The organism is Rathayibacter sp. AY1B5, assembly GCF_002932795.1.
Classification (GTDB): Bacteria; Actinomycetota; Actinomycetes; order Actinomycetales; family Microbacteriaceae; genus Rathayibacter.
Genome location: NZ_PSWM01000001.1, coordinates 57,494 through 73,972, shown reverse-complemented (window position 1 = coordinate 73,972; position 16,479 = coordinate 57,494). Strand labels below are relative to the sequence as shown.

Sequence of the window (16,479 nt, the reverse complement as noted above, 5' to 3'; positions counted from 1 at the left end):
GAACGCGTGCCGGAGTGGCATCTCGCGGAGAGGGATGGTGCGGGGTCAGCCGGCGGCGGCGGTCAGCCCGAGCTCGGCGGAGCGGGCGAGGAGCGGGTGCCGCGGCACGACGCGGACGGTGTAGCCGAAGGAGCCGCTGCGGTCGAGGGTGACCACTCCGGCGTACGGCACGCGCCCCACCGCGTCGGCCGGCACCACGGCGCCCGACTCCTCGACCACCTCGAGCTCGTGATGGCCGACCTCGGTGAGCGAGCCGTCGGCGGACGTCGTCCCGTAGACGACCTCGACCGAGACGTCCTCCGGCGAGAGCTCGCCCAGGCGCACGCCCGCCCGCACGGCCAGCCGGTCCCCGCGCTGGGGCACCGCATCGATCCCGCCGGACTCGACAGAGGCCACCGCGACCCCGGGCCAGCCGGCGCGGACCCGCCGCTTCCACGCCGCCAGCTCCTTGGCCGGCTCGAAGTGGTCGGCGGCGACGGCGCGCCCGGCCTCGGCGGCCGGCGAGTAGAGCGCCTCGACGTACTGGCGCACCATCCGCTCGGCGGAGAGCTCCGGCGAGAGGGTCGCGAGGGTGTGCCGGATCGAGCGCACCCACCGCCGGGGCACTCCGTCGTGATCGCGCTCGTAGTAGCGCGGCACCACCTCGGTCTCGAGCAGCTCGTAGAGCGCCTCGGCCTCGAGCGTGTCGCGGGCCTCCGGGTCGAGCGCGCGGTCGGAGGAGGGGATCGCCCAGCCGTTCTCGCCGTCGAAGTACTCGTTCCACCAGCCGTCGAGGATCGAGAGGTTGAGCGAGCCGTTGAGCGCCGCCTTCATCCCGGAGGTGCCGCACGCCTCGAGCGGGCGCAGCGGGTTGTTGAGCCAGACGTCGGTGCCCGGGTAGAGCAGCTGGGCCATCGCGATGTCGTAGTCCGGGAGGAAGACGATCCTGCGGCGCACGTCCGGCTCCTGCGCGAAGCGGACGAGCCGCTGGATCAGGCGCTTCCCCTCCTCGTCGGCCGGGTGGGACTTGCCCGCGATGACGATCTGGATCGGGTGCTGCGGGTGGGTGAGCAGCGCTCGCAGCCGCTCGGGGTCGTGGAGCATCAGGGTCAGCCGCTTGTAGGTCGGCACCCGCCGCGCGAAGCCGATGGTGAGCACGTCCGGGTCCAGCAGCTCGTCGAGCCAGGCCGGCGGGAGGCCGCCCGGATTCTGCTCGCGCCAGGAGCGGGCGGCCCGGCGGCGGGCGTCCTGCACCAGCTGCTCCCGCATCGCCCGGCGAGCGGCCCACAGCTCGGTGTCGCCGAGCGCCCCCGAGGCCCAGTCGGCCCGCGTCGTGTCGTCGGTGCCGAGCCGCTCCTCCGCGAGCCGCCGGAGGATCGGATCGGTCCAGGTCGCCGCGTGGACGCCGTTCGTGACCGAGCCGATCGGCACCTCCGCCGTCTCGAAGCCGGGCCAGAGGCTCGAGAACATCGAGCGGCTGACCTCGCCGTGCAGCGTCGAGACGCCGTTGGAGCGCTGCGCGAGCCGCAGGCCCATGTACGCCATGTTGAACGCCGTCCCGGAGTCCCCCGGCTCGGCGCCCAGCGCGAGCACGTCCTCGACCTGCACGCCCGGCAGCAGCTCCGTCGAGAAGTACTCCTCGATCATCCCGCGGTCGAAGCGGTCGATGCCCGCCGGAACCGGAGTGTGCGTGGTGAAGACCGTGCTCGCCCGCACCACCTGGAGAGCCTGATCGAAGTCCAGGCCCGCCCCGATCAGACCGGAGATGCGCTCCAGCCCCTGGAAGCCGGCGTGCCCCTCGTTGGTGTGGAACACCTCCGGAAGGACGCCTCCCGAGACCTCTGCCCAGAGCTCGAGCGCGCGGACCCCGCCGATGCCCAGCAGCAGCTCCTGCAGCAGGCGGTGCTCGCCCCCGCCGCCGTAGAGGCGGTCGGTGACGGAGCGGAGCGAGTCCTCGTTCTCGGGGATGTCGGTGTCGAGCAGGAGGAGGGTCACCCGGCCGACCTCCGCGCGCCAGACCCGGGCGTAGAGCGCGCGGCCCTCGGGGAGCGCCAGCACGATGCGGGCGGGCGAGCCGTCGGCGAGCCGGACGACGCGCAGCGGCAGCCCGTCGGGGTCGAGCGAGGGGTAGGACTCGAGCTGCCAGCCGTCGGCGGAGAGCTTCTGCGAGAAGTAGCCCGACCGGTAGAAGAGGCCCACGCCGGTGAGCGGCACGCCCAGGTCCGAGGAGGCCTTCAGGTGGTCGCCGGCGAGGATGCCGAGTCCGCCGGAGTACTGCGGCAGCGCCGCCGCGATGCCGAACTCCGGCGAGAAGTAGGCGATCGAGCGCGGGGCCGACTCCGCGAGCGACTGATACCACCGCGACTCGGTGCGATAGCGCTCCAGCTCGTCGCGGAGGCGCCACGCCTCGTCGACGAAGCCCTGGTCCCCCGCCAGCTCGGAGAGGCGCTCCGGGCTCACCGCTCCGAGCAGAGCAGTGGGGTCCGCTCCCCCGCGCCGCCACAGCTCGGGATCGACCCGCTCGAACAGCCGCCGGGCGGGCTCGTGCCAGGCCCAGCGCAGATTGCCCGCCAGATCGCCCAGAGCCGAGAGCTCGGGCGGGAGGACGGAGCGGACGATGAAGCGGCGGATCGCCTTCACGGCACCCCTCGACTCTCTGCGGACCCCGGAGCGCCCGGTCGCGGAGCACCGGGGCGGTCGCGCTCGGTCACCCTAGCGGACCCCGGCCACCGCGGATCGGCGGGACGCGGACCCGCCCCGACGCTCCGGGACGCGCTCCCCTGGTCCGTTCGCACAGGCCCGAGCGCGGGCGCAAGCGTCGTGTGCGAGCCGCCGCCGGTCGCTACTGTCGTGACGTGGCTCAGATACCTTTCGGCAAGGCTCAGAACGGCAAGGACGCACGGCGAGCGGGTCGCGGACGCGTACCCCAGGAGGCGTCGGCGCCTCCCGAGACGGCCGCTCCGGCCCCCGCTGCCGCCCCCGAGGCGACTCCTGCTCCCCCGGCGGCCGACAGCGCACCGGCCGCCCCGGTGACCGCCGACGCACCCGACGCGTCGCCGGCGCCCGCGACGACCGGCAGCGGCTACCGCGTCCGCGCCGAGCGCCTGCCGATCATCGACCCGCAGCCGCGGCTCGAGGACGACCGCTGGCCCGCGAAGGCGTTCGTCGGCGAGGTCGTCCCGTTCGCCGCCACGGCCTTCCGGGAGGGGCACGACCTCATCGGTGTCGACCTCCTGCTGAGCTCGCCGTCCGGGGCCGAGTCGGAGCACCGCATGTCGCTCCTCGCGACCGGCACCGACCGCTACGGGCGTCTCGTGGCCCTCGACGAGGAGGGCGATTGGAGCTACCGGATCCGCGCCTACGCCGACGACTGGGCGACCTGGCTGCACACCGCCGAGGTCAAGATCCCGGCCGGCCTGGACATCGACGTCACCTTCGCCATCGGCGAGGGCCTGCTGCGCAGCGGCGCCGACGACGCCTCGCGGCCCGACGGCGAGCGCGGCCTGCTCTCCGACACCGCCGCCCGCGTCGGCGACAACTCCCTGAGCGCCGAGGAGCGCCTCGCTGCGGCGACCGATCCCGCCGTCCACGGCGCGCTCGACGCCCGCCCGGTGATGAGCCTCAGCAGCGTCTCGGAGCCGCGCACCGTGCACGTGGAGCGCACCCGCGCCGGCGTCGGCGCCTGGTACGAGTTCTTCCCCCGCTCCGAGGGCGCGGTGCGCCACGAGGACGGGACCGTGACCAGCGGATCCTTCCGCACCGCGATCGACCGCCTCCCCGCCGTGGCCGCGATGGGCTTCGACGTGCTCTACCTGCCGCCGATCCACCCCATCGGCCGCTCCTTCCGCAAGGGCCCGAACAACACCCTCGACGCCGGCGAGAGCGACCCCGGTTCGCCGTGGGCGATCGGCTCGGCCGAGGGCGGGCACGACGCGATCCACCCGGACCTCGGCACCGAGGACGACTTCCGCGCCTTCCACGCCGCGGTCGAGGACGCGGGCCTCGAGCTCGCCCTCGACTTCGCCCTGCAGGCCTCGCCCGACCACCCCTGGGTGACCAGCCACCCCGAGTGGTTCACGACACTCCCCGACGGCTCGATCGCCTACGCCGAGAACCCGCCGAAGAAGTACCAGGACATCTACCCGATCAACTTCGACAACGACCCGGAGGGCATCCGCCAGGAGTCGCTGCGGGTCCTGCGCCACTGGATCGACCTGGGCGTGCGCATCTTCCGCGTCGACAACCCCCACACGAAGCCGCTCGACTTCTGGGAGTGGATCATCCACGAGGTCAACGCCGAGCACCCCGAGGTCGTCTTCCTCGCGGAGGCGTTCACGCGCCCCGCGATCATGCGCGCGCTCGGCAAGGTCGGCTTCCAGCAGTCGTACTCGTACTTCACCTGGCGCAACACGAAGGAGGAGCTCGGCGAGTTCTTCACGAGCATCTCCCACGAGACGGCCGACTACATGCGGCCGAACCTCTTCGTGAACACCCCGGACATCCTCACCGAGTACCTCCAGTACGGCGGCCGCTCGGCCTACAAGGTGAGGGCGGCCCTGGCCGCGACCGCGTCCCCGCTGTGGGGGGTCTACGCCGGCTACGAGCTGGTCGAGAACGTCGCTCGGCCCGGCGCCGAGGAGAACATCGACAACGAGAAGTACGAGTACAAGACGCGCGACTGGGCCGGCGCCGAGGAGTCGGGCCGCTCGCTGGCGCCGTACATCACGCGCCTCAACGAGATCCGGCGCTCGCACCCCGCGCTCGGGCAGCTGCGGAACCTGCACGTGCACGGCAGCGACGACGACGCGATCCTCGTCTACTCCAAGCACCTGCAGGCCGCGTTCACGGGCACCGGGACCGACGACACGATCATCGTCGTCGTCAACACCGACCCGCACTCGGCGCGCGAGACCACGGTCCACCTCGACCTGCCCGCGATCGGCCTCGACTGGAGCGCGACCTTCGAGGTCGAGGACCTGATCACCGGCGCCGTCTGGACCTGGGGCAGCGACGACTACGTGCGGCTCGACTCGTTCGTCGAGCCCGTGCACATCCTGAGCGTGAAGGCGGACGAGCGATGAGCGGAAACACTCCCGAGGGCACGAACCCCGCCGAGGAGGCGGGCCTCGGCGCGCACGCCGAGACGGTCCCGACGACGGGCACCAGCTCGGCGACCACCTCCGGCCACGGCGCGCACGTCGCCGATGCGGCGCCGGACGCTCCTCAGCACCCCGGAGCGGACGGCGAGAACGCGCGGAGCTACGCGGTCGAGACGGTCCCGGAGGCGCCGCAGCCGGTCGCGGCCGACGACGCCGAGGGCGAGGAGCCCGACGCCGACGAGGACGCGGTCTCCGCTCCGGTCGGCAGCGCCGCCGAGGACGCGGTCCACGACGACACGAACTCCGTCGCCGCCGACAGCGCCGCTCCCGTCGAGAGGACCGCCGGCAGCGTCGAGTCGACCGCGGATCCCGCGTCCGCCTGGGGCCCCGTCGACGGCACCGCGGCGATCGCGCTGCCCGACATCCCCGAGTGGGTGCTCCAGCAGCTCGCCACCGGTAGCAACGCGCTCCCCCACGACGTCCTGGGCCAGCACCTCGTCGCAGCCCCCGGGGTCTCCGACCCGGTGACGGTCGTCCGCGTGCGCCGCCCGCTCGCCGAGAAGGTCGCCGTGGTGCTCTCCACCGGCGCGCGCGTCGAGCTGAGCCACCTCAGCGACGGGATCTGGCAGGGCTTCCACGTCCTCGGTCCGCAGGCCTACACCGTCGAGGCCCGCTACGACGGCGGCGGCGAGTGGACCGCGGAGGACCCCTTCCGCTTCTCGAAGACGGTCGGCGACTTCGACCTCTACCTCATCGGAGAGGGCCGCCACGAGCGGCTCTGGGAGGCGCTCGGCGCCCGCCACCGCGAGCACGAGGGGGTCTGGGGCACGAGCTTCGCCGTCTGGGCCCCGCACGCCCAGGCCGCTCGGGTCGTCGGCGACTTCAACGACTGGAACGGCGAGGGCCACTCCCTCCGCAACCTCGGCACGACCGGGGTCTGGGAGATCTTCGTGCCGGGCGTCGAGCCCGGAGCCTCCTACAAGTTCGACCTGCTGTCGCGCGACGGCCACTGGGTCCGCAAGGCCGACCCGATGGCCCGCGCCACAGAGGTGCCGCCCGCGACCGCCTCGAAGGTCCCCGTCTCGCACCACCAGTGGGGCGACTCCGGCTGGATGGAGAAGCGCGCCTCCGTCGATCCGCACACACAGCCGCTCAGCGTCTACGAGATGCACCTCGGCTCCTGGCGTCCCGGACTGGGCTACCGCGACCTCGCGGACCCGCTGATCGAGTACGTCACCGAGCTCGGCTTCACGCACGTCGAGTTCATGCCGCTCGCCGAGCACCCGTTCGGCGGGTCCTGGGGCTACCAGGTCACCGGCTACTACGCCGCCTCGAGCCGCTTCGGCACGGCCGACGACCTCAAGTACCTGATCGACCGCCTGCACCAGGCCGGCATCGGCGTCATCGTCGACTGGGTGCCCGGGCACTTCCCCAAGGACGACTTCGCCCTCGCCCGCTTCGACGGCGAGCCGCTCTACGAGCACCCGGACTGGCGGCGCGGCGAGCAGATGGACTGGGGCACCTACGTCTTCGACTTCGGGCACACCCAGGTGCGCAACTTCCTCGTCGCGAACGCCCTGTTCTGGCTCGAGGAGTTCCACGTCGACGCCCTGCGCGTGGACGCCGTCGCCTCGATGCTGTACCTCGACTACTCCCGCAAGGAGGGCGAGTGGCTGCCGAACCAGTACGGCGGACGCGAGCACCTCGAGGCGATCAGCTTCCTCCAGGAGGTCAACGCCACGGCCTACAAGCTCCACCCGGGCATCATGATGATCGCCGAGGAGTCGACGAGCTGGCCCGGCGTCACCCAGCCCACCAGCTCCGGCGGCCTCGGCTTCGGGCTCAAGTGGAACATGGGCTGGATGCACGACTCGCTCGACTACATGGCGAACGACCCGCTCTGGCGCCAGTACCACCTGGGCGAGATCACCTTCTCGTTCGTCTACGCCTTCAGCGAGAAGTTCGTCCTGCCGATCAGCCACGACGAGGTCGTGCACGGCAAGGGCTCGCTGATCCAGAAGATGCCGGGCGACCACTGGCAGCAGCTCGCCAACGTGCGCGCCTACCTCGCCTTCATGTGGGCGCACCCCGGCAAGCAGCTGCTCTTCATGGGCCAGGAGTTCGGCCAGTACTCCGAGTGGAGCGAGGAGCGGGGTCTGGACTGGTGGATCCTCGACCAGCCGAGCCACCGCGGCCTCTGGAGCCTCGTCGGGCAGCTGAACCGCGTGTACCGCGACTCCCCGTCGCTCTGGGAGCTCGACCACGAGCAGTCGGGCTTCGAGTGGATCGACGGCGGCGCGGCGGCGGCCAACGTCGTCTCGTTCCTGCGGAAGGACAGCGAGGGGCGCCCCATCGCCGTCATCGCCAACTTCTCGGGATCGCCCGTGCACGGCTACCGCGTGAGCCTGCCCACGGCCGGCCGCTGGGAGGAGCTCGTCAACACGGACGCCGAGATCTACGGCGGCAGCGGAGTGGGGAACTTCGGAGCGGTCGAGGCGCGCGAGGAGCCGTGGGCGGGCCGCCCCGCGTCCGCCGAGCTGGTGCTCCCGCCGCTCGCCGTGCTCTATCTGCGCCCCGCCGACTGACCGGTCCCTGCACGGAAGAGGCCGCCCGCCGCGACGATCGTCGCGAGCGGGCGGCCTCTCGGCGTTCCGGCCGGGCTCAGTAGAGCAGGCCGGTGAGGCGCGCCCGCGCCTTGTTCACGCGCGGGTCGGTCTGGCCGACGATCTCGAAGAGCTCCAGGAGTCGCGCCCGGACAGCGGCCTTCCCGTCCGCGTCCAGTCGCGGGAACATCGAGAGCAGCCGATCGAAGGCGTCCTCGACGTGTCCGCCCGAGACGTCCAGATCGGCGACGGCGAGCTGCGCGTCGAGGTTCGACGGCTCGGCCGCGGCGGTCGAGCGGATGTCGTCGAGCGTGCGGCCCTGGAGGCGGGCCAGCAGCCGCACCTGGGCGAGCCCGGCGACGGCGAGGTCGTCGCGCGGGTTCTGCGCGATGGCGGTCTCGTACTCGGTGATCGCCGCGGCGTAGTCGCCCCGGTCGATCGCGTCGTAGGCCTCCTGGTGGTGCGGCGGCAGCGGCTCCGGCTCGGGCTCCGCGCCCTCGGCGGCAGCGGCTCCCTCCACCGGGACCGTGCCCGTGACGCCGTTCTGAGCGGCGAGCTGGAGGACCTGCTCGAGCAGGTCGCGCAGCTGCTCCTCGGCGACGAGACCGCTGAACAGGGGCACCGGGCGGCCGCCGATGATCGCGGCGACCGTCGGCACGGACTGCACCTGGAACGCCTGCGCCAGCTGCGGACTCGACTCCACGTCGACCCCGACGAGCACGAACGCGCCGGCGTACGAGACGACGACCTTCTCGAGCAGCGCGGTCATGCTCTGGCTCTGGTCCGACCAGGAGCCGCGCAGGTCGACGAGCACCGGCACGCGCGAGGAGAGCTGGACCACCTGGTCGAACTCGGCGTCGCCGGCGGTCAGCAGCAGCGGATTCGCGCCGGGCGCGCCTCCGGGAGCGGCGGGTGCGGCAGACGCGCCGGCCCCGGCGGCAGGCGGGGTCCGGCGGTTCACCAGCGACGAGAGGTCGACGGCGCCGCGGAGGTTTCCGGGCAGGGGCGGGACGGTGCTCACGGCAGCTGCACCACCGAGACGAGTCCCTGGCTCCATCCGAGCATCACGATCTTCTCCTCCGATCCGACGGGCGGTACGTAGAACAGCAGTTGGTAGCCGTAGGTGGTCTCGATGCCGGTCGTCGACTTGTCCGTGCCCAGCAGGGTCTGCGAGGCGCCGGAGGTCGAGACGGTCGAGCCCTCGGCGGTGGGGCGGACGGTCGACGTCTCGGCGATGCTCGCCGCGACGAGGGCCCCCGAGTCGTTCGTCGCGAGCGCGATCGTCGGCGACGTGCCGGCGGCGTTCGAGAACTCGATCGAGGCGGTGTCCGGCAGCGCCTCGCGGTCGGCGTTCTTCTTGTCGACGCCGACCTGGCCCCGGAGGGTGTCGCCGTCGGCCGCGAAGAGCTCGGCGTACTGGCTCGAGTCGCCGTTGGCGAGCACGTCCGCGTACGCGGAGCCGACCGTCTGCGGGGCGAGCTTCATCAGGCGCGAGTCCGGCGCGACGATCGACGTGCCGACGGTGACCGGCGCGACATCGGGGATGCGCGCGTTGGCCTCGAGCGAGATGGCGTAGTCGACCTTGTAGTCGACGCGCGGGCTCGCCTGGCTCATCATCAGCGCGATCGGGGCCTGGGTGGTGTCCGACGAGTTCTGCACGACGGCGGTCACGAGGCGCGGCCACGACTCCGTGTCCTGCGGGAGCACCAGGCTCACCGGGGAGGCCGGGATCGTCTGCGGCGGGTCGATCGTCCCGCCCTTGGTGACGACGTCGTAGTTGGTGGTGCGCTCCGTCAGCGCCTCGCCCTGGAAGCGCTCGGCCAGGATCCCGGCGTCCCGGGCGGCGTCGGCACGCGACGCGACGTCGGCGACCTCGGCGACGATGGCCTCCGCCTGCTGCGTGGTGACCACGGGCGTCGGCTCGGCCGAGACCGGCTCGGCCCCCGCGGTCGCCGTGGCGGACGCCGTCGGCGCCTCGCTCGCGCCCGCGGCCAGATCCGGCCAGTAGTCGGAGCTGCAGCCGGAGAGGAGGACGGTCGTCCCGAGGACGACGGGCAGCACCAGGGCCGCCCTGCGCCGCGAGGGTGCCGGCGACGCCGTGGAGGCCTGGATCCCGGCTCGCGGCCGGGGGCGGCGGGCCCCGCGCGGGATCCGGCCCTGCGGTCCCTTCCGACGCGGGCCGTGCTGGCGGCGCAGGTGGACGAAGGCCCAGATGTAGAGGACGAGTCCGAGCAGGAGGAACACGGCGCCTCCGAGGAGCAGCGGGCCGGCGAGGGGCGTCGCCGTGTCCACGGGCCAGCTGACCCGGACGGAGTCGGCGGCCGGCGCGGTGCCGTCGCTCGCGATGAGGATGGAGACGTCCTCCGGCACGTCGAGCGCCAGGGTCACGCTGCCGCTGCCCTCGAACTGCTCGAGCCAGAGGTCGGAGCCGCGGGGGTCGACGACGGCCGCATCGGCGGTCTCGACGTCCGAGGAGAGCTGGACGCGCTCCCCCGTCTCCTCCGCGGAGGTGAGGGTGTCGTCGGCGCGCTCGTAGCCGATGGCGTCGTAGCTCGAACCGCCCACCCAGCCCAGCACGTCGGAGGTGGGGGCGTAGGCGACGACGAGGTCGCCGCCGCCCTCGACCGTGATCGTCTGGCGGCCCGGGTTGGCGCCCAGGGTGCTGCCGTCGATCACCGCGTAGGGAGCGGACGAGTCGAGCGCGGTCTCGGCGGTGAGGGACTCCGGAGGAGCCCAGACCGTCCGCTGACCGATGCCGAGCACGATCATCGCGGCAGCGATGACGGTGGCGATGATGGCGAAGACGAACCGCACGAAAGAACTCCTCCTGCGTTGCCGGATCGGGGTGACGGCCGGGGCCGGCTCGGGGTACGCAGCCGGACCGGGGCGCGACGGCAACAGACAAAGACAATCAACGATAGCCGATGCCCTCGCTCCGATGCCCGGGAGAAGCCGAGAGTGCGGGCCGAGAGGCGCGCGGTGCGGGTGTCGCCCCGGCCGCGGCCTCCGCGCTGAATACACTTTCCGAGTGCCGCGAGCCCCACCGCGGTCCTGCTCTGAAGGAGACGACGTGGCGAACGACGAGGCCGAATTCACCCAGGTGTTCCGTGGCTACGACCGGGACGAGGTCGACAAGGCCGTCCAGGGCCTGCGCCGCGAGCTCATCCACTCGAACACCCAGGCGGCCGAGAGCGGCCGCGAGGTGAAGCGCCTCTCCTCCCGGATCGAGGGACTCGAGAAGGAGCTCCAGCAGGTCGGCACTCCCACCTACGCGGGCCTGGGCGCCAAGCTCGAGCACACCCTGCGCGTGGCCGAGGAGCAGTCCGAGCGGATCATCGCCCAGGCCGAGAACGACGCCTCCGCCCTGCGCCGCTCCACCCGCGACGACGGCGACCGCCTGCTCCAGGAGGCGCGCGACGAGGCCGAGCGCCTGGTGACCGAGGCGCGCCGCCGTGCGGACCGGACCCGCGACGAGTCCGAGGCGCAGGCCGCGGCGACGCTCGGCAAGGCCGCCGACGACCGCGACGTGATGACCCAGGACGCCGTCCGCGAGGCCGCCGCGATCCGCGGAACGGTGGCGACCGAGGCCGCCGAGACCCGCGCCACCGCCAAGCGCGAGGCCGCCGCGATCCGCTCCGAGGCCGAGCGCGAGGCCGCGGAGATGCGCGCCGTCGCCGCCCGCGAGATCGAGGTCGCCCGTGCCGAGGCCGCCCGTCTCGCTCAGGCCAACGAGCTCCTGCGGGCCGAGGTCGCCTCCGAGGTCGACCGGCTCCGGGCGGCCGTCGAGGCCGAGGTCGCCCAGGCCCGCGCTGCGGTCGAGGCCGAGGTGCTCTCGACCCGCGCCGCGCTCGACGCCGAGGTCGCCGCCGTCCGCGCCGAGGGCGCGCGCGAGATCGCCGACCAGCGCACGCGGCTCACCCAGGAGCGCGCCGAGGCCGTCGCCGTGCTCGACGCCGAGCTGGCGGGCCTGCGCGCCGCGTCCGCCGACGAGGCCGCTGCGCTCTCGCGCGAGGTCGAGCAGGCCCGGATCGACCTGGTGGTCGAGCTCGCCGCGCGCCGCGAGGAGGCCGACCGCGACGACCTGCTCCGCCACCAGGAGGCCGTCGCGCAGACGCAGCGCTACCTCGACGAGTCGAACCTGCAGCTCGCCGACGCCATCCGACGCGCGAACGACAAGCGCCTCGAGGCGGACGCGCTCCGCAGCGACGCCCTCGACGACACCACGCGACTGCGCCGGAAGGCCCAGGACGACTCCGACGCCCTCCTCGACGACGCGCGCGACCAGGCGCAGAAGCTGGTCGCGGACGCGGAGCGCCGCAGCCGAGAGCTGATGGACACCGCCGAGCGGCGCCTCGACGAGATCCGCACCGAGCGCGACGCGATCGCCGGCTACGTGTCCGGACTGCGTGGGCTCATCGGCCACATCGACGGGCTCGCGGACGACAGCGACGGCGACGACTCCGACGGCAGCGGCTCGGACGGCGGCAGCGGATCCGACGGCGACTCGTCCGGCCGCTAGGCGGTCGCTAGGCGGTCGCTAGGCGGTCGCTGGGCGGTCGGGCTCAGCCGAGCTCGCCCGCCCACTCCGTCGGCAGCGGGGACGAGGCGGGCGCGACCACGCGCACGATCTCGTCGAGGACCCGGCGGGTCTGCGCCTCGCCGACCCAGAGGTGCTTCCCGCCCTCCACGGCCACGAGGTCCAGCTGCGGCACGCTCGCGAAGCGCTCGGCGGCCGCCTCGGGACGCAGGTAGTCGTCGAACTCCGGGACGAGCGCCACGAGCGGGCGGCCGTCCTCGCCCCAGGCGGCGACCTCCTCCGCGCTCGTGCGGTGCAGGGGCGGTGAGAGCAGGATCGCTCCCTCGACCGGGTGCTCCCTCCCCCACTTCAGCGCCAGCTCCGTCCCGAAGGACCAGCCGACCAGCCACGGGTGCGGCAGCCCGCGCTCCGCGACCAGCGTCATCGCGGCGGCGACGTCCGCGCGCTCGTCGGTGCCGTGCCCGAACGCGCCCTCGCTCGTCCCACGCGGGGACGCGGTCCCGCGGGTGTTGAAGCGCAGGACCGCCAGATCGGCGAGGGCGGGCAGCCGAGCGGCGGCCTTCCTCAGGATGTGCGAGTCCATGAAGCCGCCGTGGGTGGGCAGCGGATGCAGAGTCACCAGCGTCGCGACGGGCTCGCGCTCCAGCGGCAGCGCGAGCTCCCCCACCAGGGTCAGCCCGTCGGAGGTGTGCAGCTCGACGTCCTCGCGGCGGGCGGGGAGGACGACGCCTCCGCGGATCTCGTGGGTCATCGTGCTCCTCGGATTCTCCAGCAGTGCGTGTGCCAGTGGCGGCGGCCGGCCAGGTCGGCCGCGTCGCCGAGGGCGCCGTCGGCGCGCCAGGTGACCAGGTGCGGCTGGCCGATGTCGATGGTGAGCCCGCAGCCCGGGCAGAGGTAGTTCTTCACGGCCCGTGCGGCGGAGACGGGCTGGACGTTCCACTCCCGGCCGGCGTGGGACTCGGTGCGCCGGAAGCCGGCGAGCATCTGCGAGAGGTCGCGCTGCTCGTCGTCGTCGTCTCGGCGGCTGCCCCGGGGTCTGTTGCTGCGCGGCATCCCCCCAGTCTAGGAGGCCGCCGCCGGGCCCCTCCCGTCAGTGGGAGCTGTCGTCCATCTCGAGCCGGGTCTCCTCGGCGTCGAGCATCAGCTGTGCCCGCCGGAGCGTCCGCGAGGAGTAGACGCCGCGCCCGCGGGCGTCCAGCAGCGCCTCCCGCTCGGCGAGCAGGACCGCCCGGCGCAGCCGCAGGTACTGCGCGTGCGGGCCGAGGGGCGCGTCCTCCGCGCGCCCGACCTGCTCCCACGCCACCTGCGAGCGCGTCAGAGTGTCGCGGCGCACGCGCTCGAGGACGCGCTCGCCCGCCTCGCCGTCGGGCAGCTCCGCCACCGCCTCGGGGAGGGCCTGGATGCCCGTGGCCGCGACCTCGTCGAGCAGCGTCGCGAGCTCGCGGCGGTCGGCCTCGCCGTCGGTGCCCTGGATGCCGGTGAGCCGGATCAGGGCGGGGAGCGTCGCACCCTGGAGGAGCAGCGTCACGACGGCGACGGTGAAGGCGATCAGGATCAGCTGGGAGCGGTAGGGAGTCTCGTCCGGCAGCGACTGGGCCGCGGCGAGCGTGACCACGCCGCGCATCCCCGACCAGGACAGGACGACTCCGCCGCGCCAGCCGAACGCCTCGCTCGTGGTCGCGGCCAGATCGGTCTCGCGCCGGAGGTAGAGCCGCTCCGCTCGCACCTGCCGCCGCCGGAAGCGCTCGTCGCTGGTGGCGCTGTTGCGCAGTCGCATGAGCCCCACCGCCAGCCGCCGGTTGATCCGCTCCGCCCGCCGACCGGAGCTGCGCAGCCACAGGAGCAGCGGCCACACGAAGAGGGTCCGCAGCACGATCAGGATGACCACCGTCGCCAGACCCAGCAGCACGGCGGTGCCCACTCCGAACTCGCCCGGGTCCACGACCCCCGAGACGATCGCCTTGATCTCGGCGCCCATCAGCAGGAAGACGCCGTTCTCGAGCAGGAACTGCGCCGTCCGCCAGTTCACCCGCTCGCTGATCCGCGACTGCGGCGAGAGGAAGCGCGCGCTGTTGTGCCCCGTGTAGATCCCGGTGACCACGACGGCGAGCACTCCGGACGCGCCCAGCTCCTCGGCCGGGATGTAGGCCAGGAACGGCACGGCGAAGGACACGGCGGTGTCCAGCACCGGATCCCGCAGCTTCGAGCGCACGAAGACGGTGAGCACGCCCATCACCAGTCCGAGGGCGATCGCCATCAGGACGGAGTAGACGAAGAGGACGCCCACCTCGCCCACGTCGATCGCGTCGGTCGTGACGGTGGCGCCGACCACGGCCGCCGCGGCCGTCGCGGCCCGCAGCAGCACCAGCGCCGACGCGTCGTTCACGAGGCTCTCGCCCTCGAGCACCGTCACCAGGCGGGGCGGGAGTCCGAGCTTCTTGCCGATCGAGGTCGCCGCCACCGCGTCGGTCGGACTCACGACGGCGCCCAGGGCGATCGCCGCGGGCAGGCTCAGATCGGGGAACACGAGGTAGAGGAAGCCGCCGACCACGAGCGCGGTCACCACGACCAGCAGCACCGAGAGCCCGAAGATCGAGCGCAGGTTCCGACGGAAGTCGGTGAGCGGCACCTGGATGGCCGCCGAGTAGAGCAGCGGCGGCAGCACGCCCGCGAGGATCAGCTCCGGCTCGACCTCGATGTCCGGGACACCGGGAAGATACGACGCGCCGATCCCGATGACGACGAGGAGGAGCGGTGCGGCGATCCCGAGGCGGCTCGAGAACCGCGCGACGGTGACGACAGTGATGATCCCGACGACCCCGAGCAGCGCGTAATCCACGGCACCAGGGTAGCGAGACGCTCAGCCCGCCGGACGCGGTGCCGAGCGGAGGGGACCGATCAGTACCAGCCGACCGACTCGGAGTGCGCCCAAGCGCCGCAGGGCGAACCGTAGCGGCCGGAGATGTAGCCGAGGCCCCAGGTGATCTGAGTGCTCGCGTTGGTCGCCCAGTCGGCGCCGGCCGTGGCCATCTTGCTGCCGGGGAGCGCCTGCGGGATGCCGTACGCGCCGCTGGACTTGTTCTCGGCGTAGACGTTCCAGCCGGACTCGCGGTTCCAGAGCAGGACGAGGCAGTCGTACTCGCTGTCGGCCCAGCCGCGCTGCACGATCATGTCGTACGCGATGGCCTTCGCCGAGCCGGGATCCGGAGCAGCGGCGCGCTGGACGGGAGCGGCGGTCTCGGCCTCGGCGGAGCCCGACTCCACCTCGTCGGCCGTTGCGGAGGCGGTCTGCGTCTCGGTGGGGGTGGGCGTCGGGGTGGGAGTGGGCGTCGGCTTCGCCTCGGCGCCGAACGAGTCGCGCTGGACGGTCCGCTCGACGGCGTCCGCGACCACGAGCCGCTGTGCGGAGTCGCCGTTGAAGCGCGCCGGCGCCTGGTAGTACGGGGACGCGACAGCGCCGCTGGAGGGATCGACGACGTTCACCATGGCGAACGCGATCGAGGCCGTGAAGGCCAGCACCGTCACCGGGATCCGAGCCCAGGAGCGCCGCACCGGGGTCTGGTGCGGGACCGCCGGGCGACCGCTGGTGCGGTTCGCGGGCGTGTGGGCGACGGAGGTCTGAGGATGCTGAGCCACGATTACGAAAGCATAACGGACGATGACCTGATCGGCCAGCAGATCCGGCTCCGGTCAGCGGACCGCCAGCATGACGTCGACGACCGTGTCGAGCAGCAGGTCGACCTGCGCCTCGGCGTAGCCTCCGCGCTGCGGGGCGAAGGAGACGGTCCGCACGTCGTCGACGGTCAGCACTGATCCGTCGCGGAAGTAGCCCGAGATCCTGTCGGCGAAGGCGTCGACCTGGCGGATGTTGTAGCCCGTCGTGAGAGCGCCGGCCCGGGTGAAGCGCTCGCGGGGAGCACGGGCCAGCCGGTTCACGATCTCCTGGGCGGTCGCCCGCGCGTCGGCGAGCCACGCCTCCTCGCCCCGGGCCGCGATCGCGTACTGGCGCTCCCGCAGGGCGAAGGCGTCCTCGAGGCGCTCGAGCGCCGCATCGACGTGGGGCGCGGAGTAGCCGCCCTTGCGCAGGGTGAAGGCGGTGTGACGCAGGTCGGCGGCGCGCAGGTCCGCCGGCCCCCCGGAGAGCTGCGAGTAGGCCTCGCGCGCCGACGCGAGGAAGGAGTCGACCTCGGCGGTGTCGTAGCCGGGACGGGACTCGCGGGCTCGGGGGAAGGGAGCGGTCATCCCGACATCATGCCAAGCC

11 protein-coding genes are annotated in these 16,479 nt (G+C 73.1%); 3 read left to right on the top strand and 8 right to left on the bottom strand.

The genetic code is table 11. The features are described from left to right. Positions 1-45 precede the first annotated feature (45 nt). On the bottom strand, positions 46-2,619 hold the full coding sequence (gene glgP, locus C5D44_RS00370; protein ID WP_104280531.1) for an alpha-glucan family phosphorylase: 2,574 nt from the start codon (positions 2,617-2,619) through the stop codon (positions 46-48). Between the two features lie 470 nt (positions 2,620-3,089). On the opposite strand from glgP, the gene C5D44_RS00365 reads away from it, so the two are divergent. Both C5D44_RS00365 and glgB read left to right on the top strand, forming a co-directional pair. Next, complete coding sequence (locus C5D44_RS00365) at positions 3,090-5,060, top strand: alpha-1,4-glucan--maltose-1-phosphate maltosyltransferase (protein WP_258067843.1); 1,971 nt, start codon at positions 3,090-3,092, stop codon at positions 5,058-5,060. Continuing rightward, the gene (gene glgB / locus C5D44_RS00360; protein ID WP_104280529.1) at positions 5,057-7,663 is read left to right on the top strand and encodes a 1,4-alpha-glucan branching protein GlgB; all 2,607 of its coding nucleotides are present in this window, start codon (positions 5,057-5,059) and stop codon (positions 7,661-7,663) included. The genes C5D44_RS00365 and glgB overlap by 4 nt, the downstream gene beginning before the upstream one ends. Before the next feature lie 76 nt (positions 7,664-7,739). Here glgB and C5D44_RS00355 read toward each other — a convergent pair whose 3' ends face one another. Both C5D44_RS00355 and C5D44_RS00350 read right to left on the bottom strand, forming a co-directional pair. After that, positions 7,740-8,702, bottom strand: coding sequence for a tetratricopeptide repeat protein (locus C5D44_RS00355; protein WP_104280528.1), 963 nt, complete (start codon positions 8,700-8,702; stop codon positions 7,740-7,742). Then, positions 8,699-10,495: a hypothetical protein gene (locus C5D44_RS00350; protein ID WP_104276007.1), complete on the bottom strand. Its 1,797-nt coding sequence runs from the start codon at positions 10,493-10,495 to the stop codon at positions 8,699-8,701. The genes C5D44_RS00355 and C5D44_RS00350 overlap by 4 nt, the downstream gene beginning before the upstream one ends. A 256-nt stretch (positions 10,496-10,751) precedes the next feature. Here C5D44_RS00350 and C5D44_RS00345 point away from each other — a divergent pair, with 256 nt between their 5' ends. Continuing rightward, positions 10,752-12,200 carry a DivIVA domain-containing protein gene (locus C5D44_RS00345; protein ID WP_104280527.1) on the top strand — a complete coding sequence of 483 codons (1,449 nt, stop codon included), beginning with the start codon at positions 10,752-10,754 and terminating at the stop codon, positions 12,198-12,200. Between the two features lie 43 nt (positions 12,201-12,243). On the opposite strand, the gene C5D44_RS00340 is transcribed toward C5D44_RS00345, so the two are convergent. Genes C5D44_RS00340 through C5D44_RS00320 form a run of 5 tightly spaced genes read right to left on the bottom strand, consistent with a single transcriptional unit; the run spans position 12,244 to position 16,460 of the window. Next, complete coding sequence (locus C5D44_RS00340; RefSeq protein WP_104280526.1) at positions 12,244-12,969, bottom strand: alpha/beta hydrolase; 726 nt, start codon at positions 12,967-12,969, stop codon at positions 12,244-12,246. Further along, positions 12,966-13,271, bottom strand: coding sequence for a hypothetical protein (locus tag C5D44_RS00335; RefSeq protein WP_181110258.1), 306 nt, complete (start codon positions 13,269-13,271; stop codon positions 12,966-12,968). Before C5D44_RS00335 ends, C5D44_RS00340 begins: the two co-directional genes overlap by 4 nt. A 37-nt stretch (positions 13,272-13,308) precedes the next feature. Then, the gene (locus C5D44_RS00330; protein WP_104280525.1) at positions 13,309-15,057 is read right to left on the bottom strand and encodes a sodium:proton antiporter; all 1,749 of its coding nucleotides are present in this window, start codon (positions 15,055-15,057) and stop codon (positions 13,309-13,311) included. A 59-nt stretch (positions 15,058-15,116) separates the two neighbouring features. Next, the gene (locus C5D44_RS00325) at positions 15,117-15,854 is read right to left on the bottom strand and encodes a lytic transglycosylase domain-containing protein (protein WP_258067296.1); all 738 of its coding nucleotides are present in this window, start codon (positions 15,852-15,854) and stop codon (positions 15,117-15,119) included. A gap of 54 nt (positions 15,855-15,908) precedes the next feature. Next, the gene (locus tag C5D44_RS00320; protein ID WP_104280524.1) at positions 15,909-16,460 is read right to left on the bottom strand and encodes a DivIVA domain-containing protein; all 552 of its coding nucleotides are present in this window, start codon (positions 16,458-16,460) and stop codon (positions 15,909-15,911) included. Positions 16,461-16,479: the final 19 nt, after the last annotated feature.